This is a genomic window from Pseudoruegeria sp. HB172150, from assembly GCF_013184805.1.
GTDB lineage: Bacteria > Pseudomonadota > Alphaproteobacteria > Rhodobacterales > Rhodobacteraceae > Psychromarinibacter.
In genome coordinates this window covers 1-3320 of record NZ_JAATNG010000015.1, presented here as the reverse complement: position 1 = coordinate 3320, position 3320 = coordinate 1, and the positions used below count along the sequence as shown (strand labels likewise).

Below are 3320 nucleotides of genomic sequence, written 5' to 3'. Positions count from 1 at the left end.
CTGATGACGTGGAACTGGGTCGAAGGACGGCGATCAAGACACTGGGCCGGGTCGCGCTTACCAGCCCGGTGGCGCTGATGCTCCTCTCGCCGTTAACTGCCCGCGCGCAGGCCACCGGTTCTTCGGACGATGGAACCGCACCGAACCCCTTCCCGTGATCGGAGAGGTTTTGATGTGGCGGTCTAATCCGCGGCCTTTCGGTGGAGGTGTTCACCCACATTACGGGCAGCACCCCGCTTGCCTAGGCGCACAAGTCGTCAGCATTCGGGCGACTCACTAGAAAGGTGCGCTTACTCGGAGCGCAGCCTCATTCTACCGAAACGCGAGCGTGTTCTTTCAAGACTGGCTTTCCGACACATCAAGGCTGTTTTCGCCAAAGCTACGAGTATGTTAGGCTAAGACCCCAGTACCTACTGGCGACTCTCCTCCCCAAAAAAAAATTTACCGTCGTTAGTAAACAGGCTCTCCCAACTCGGGTTGTAGCCAGGAGCGTTGTCGGCATGACCAGGCAATGTTACATGACAACTATTTTAACCGTCAGATATTCGAGGGGTCGATGAAGAAACTCATGCGCCTGGTTTGGCCCGCCCGGCTAGGAACCATGGTAGTAGGACTAGTTGCTATTTCCCTGATGTTTGCCATGGGTCTTTATGCGCTCATGACAGTGGAGCCACTTCAGGACAAGGGGCCCCCGAAGCGGATCAAACCCCAACAGGCTGTTCTGGATCTCGTCTATAGGCCGCTTGCCAATTTGCCCGCAGGTGACCCACGTCTCGACCGCGCAATTGAAGCTGCAAATGTTCTTGCGCATGATCTCAACCTCCGGAAAGTGACCGAGTTCGAGCTCCCACCACGTTCTGACTGGGAGCCGGCGGGAGCAGAGTTTGCCAATATCCTGAACAAACGAGGGGTCGTCGGATACACGGTACCGGCGACCGATCCGGAGGCTTTTCAGCCGACTGTCCTCATTGAGTTGCCAAGTGGCACGATCCTGGCATCCGCAATCTATCCGCCAATCCCGCCTCCGAAAAAATCTGTACTATTCTCCACAAGCATTGTGGGCGGTGAAGAACTGATTCTGCTATTGATCATATTACCAATAGGATTGTTGTTGATCGCCGGAAGGATTTCTCGGCAGTTGCGTAGATTTGCCAAGGCCGCAGAGGAGTTTAGCTCCGAACGGCGACATGAGCCATTGGAAGTATCTGGTCCGGCGGAAATTCGCACTGCTGCGCGTGCCTTCAACCGGATGCGCGATCGGATTGCCGAATACTCTGCGGGGCAGACGAAGCTACTTGCGTCGATAGGGCACGATCTCCGGGCCCCCGTGACACGCTTGCGACTGCGCATAGAGTTCGTTCTGGATCCGGAATTGCGTGCTGGCATGGTGCGAGATCTGGCCCGACTGGAATCGATGATCGACTCCGCGCTCAGTTTTCTTCGCGACGGCCACAGCACGAATGTGCAAGAGACTTTCAGCGTGCGAAGCCTGCTGCAGACGGTTTCCGACAGCTATACCGAAGTGGGAAAGAATTTGCTTTTCGAAGCGCCTAGAGATAGCCAGATTCTAGGTGACCCGGAGGCAATCGAACGCGCCATTGAGAACCTGATCGGTAATGCGTTCAAGCATGCTGACACAGTTCGGTTGAGCCTTGATCTGTCGGATGACGACACAGTCTCGATCCTGGTCGATGACGATGGACCGGGCATTCCACCGGAGAAACGGGAGATGTATATGCGTCCTTTTGCCAGCGGCACAGAGCCAGATGAAAACGGACGGATCAGCTTTGGGCTCGGGCTGCCGATAACGGACGCAATTGCCAAGGCACATCAGGGTCGGCTGGAATTGTTGGAGAGCGTCATGGGTGGCCTGCGTGCCCGCCTGACCTTTCCCAAGGCGGCGCGGCTGTGAGTTAGATCAATTGCGGACGACCTCTGCAGCCAACCAGTAACCTTCGACTCCCATGGACCTAATCAGAACCGGGATGTCGGGATTCTCCTCGATTTTCAGCCGTAAACGACCAATCAAAGCATCGATGGAGTGCTCGTCGGCACTCGAATTGCTCCCGGAAAATTCATTCAATAGTTGTTTGTGGGGCAGCATTTGCTCCGGCTTCTCACAGAATACTCGCAACAGTTTCAACTCCGTGTCGGCCAGGATAATGCGAACGCCGTCCGGATCGTGCAACAGGCATTCATTGACGTCCAGTATCCATCCAGCAAATTGAAATCGCGGGACGTTTACCAGACCCGTTTCCTCGGTGCTGTCAATTTTTAATGTGGCCCGTATACGGGTCAGGAGCTCCGACGGATCAAAAGGCTTGGTCACTAAGTCATCGGCTAAAGCGGTGATGCTCGTGACACCTTCGGATTGCGTGTCCTTGCCTGACAACATGAGGACCGGCCGATCTGGAACAGCGGCTTTTAGCCTGCGACAGATACTTAGCCCATCCTCGCCCGGGAGACAGATGTCCAGAACGATTAGATCAAATTCGTTCTGACCCAATGCTTTGTCCATGCTAAGCGCATCGAAAGCCTCAGACGCCAACATGCCATTTGATTCGAGATATCGTCTGAGGAGACCTGAGATCTCCTGGTCATCTTCCACAATCAGAATTCTATTTGGATCGCTCATTGGCAGCTCTCAAGTTACGTGGCACTTGTACTATGACGAGCGCTCAACATTGTTTAAGACTTCTAAATATTGGTGGAGAAAACGTTTGGGAAGAGAACGGATTGTCAGCGATCCGCAATCGGAGATTTTGGACATAAGGAGGCTTTCCGTTGACGCGCCCAATAGGTTAGTCCGGTATCATTCTTAGTGCATTATAGGCGGGACCCCTTCCTGTTTCTGGTCTGGACGTTATGCACCCTTCCGGGTGGGCCTAAGTTGGGCCGCAATGGCGTTCGGCGTCAAGTTTCCGAGCGGCGAATGCGGCCCGTCTTCATTGTCGTTGGCCTGCATTCGCTGATCCTCTGGCGTGCGTCGGACAACTGACCGGTGAGTGCCGCCCGGTCGAGTGCTGGTGCTGAAGACGCGCATTCCTGCCGGGAAATGCTCTCAATCGCGACGTGCGAAAACAGATCTCGACCTCACCACAGACCGTGGCAGACTTGGCCTAACCATTCGATCAGACGTAGAAGAATCCTGTATCCTGCGCGAAGTCCAGGATGGCGACGTTTGTGTAGTCGGCCGCAACGATGCCGATCGCGCTGTCCTCGTTCAAGAACAGTCGGTTGTTGTCGGCGGCGTCTTCGTCAAAGCGAACAATCGCCGGATCGCCGTAGAATAGATCGGAGGATGCGTCGGGCATCGTGCG

3 protein-coding genes are annotated in these 3320 nt (G+C 54.9%); 1 reads left to right on the top strand and 2 read right to left on the bottom strand.

Features of this window, described 5'->3' with window-relative positions; all coding sequences use genetic code 11:
• The first annotated feature begins 556 nt into the window (after window positions 1-556).
• A complete protein-coding gene (locus HCO70_RS24515; protein WP_172300551.1) occupies window positions 557-1912 on the top strand; it encodes a HAMP domain-containing sensor histidine kinase in 1356 nt (451 codons plus the stop codon).
• A gap of 6 nt (window positions 1913-1918) precedes the next feature.
• Here HCO70_RS24515 and HCO70_RS24510 read toward each other — a convergent pair whose 3' ends face one another.
• Complete coding sequence (locus HCO70_RS24510) at window positions 1919-2635, bottom strand: response regulator transcription factor (RefSeq protein WP_172300550.1); 717 nt, start codon at window positions 2633-2635, stop codon at window positions 1919-1921.
• Window positions 2636-3131: 496 nt separating this feature from the next.
• Window positions 3132-3320 (bottom strand): hypothetical protein (locus HCO70_RS24505; protein ID WP_172300549.1); only part of this gene is annotated, 189 nt, incomplete at its 5' end.

Bases quoted from the DNA above. Each gene is read 5' to 3' on its own strand.
- HCO70_RS24515 (WP_172300551.1), top strand. From the start codon at position 557: ATGAAGAAACTCATGCGCCTGGTTTGGCCCGCCCGGCTAGGAACCATG.
- HCO70_RS24510 (WP_172300550.1), bottom strand. From the start codon at position 2,635: ATGAGCGATCCAAATAGAATTCTGATTGTGGAAGATGACCAGGAGATC.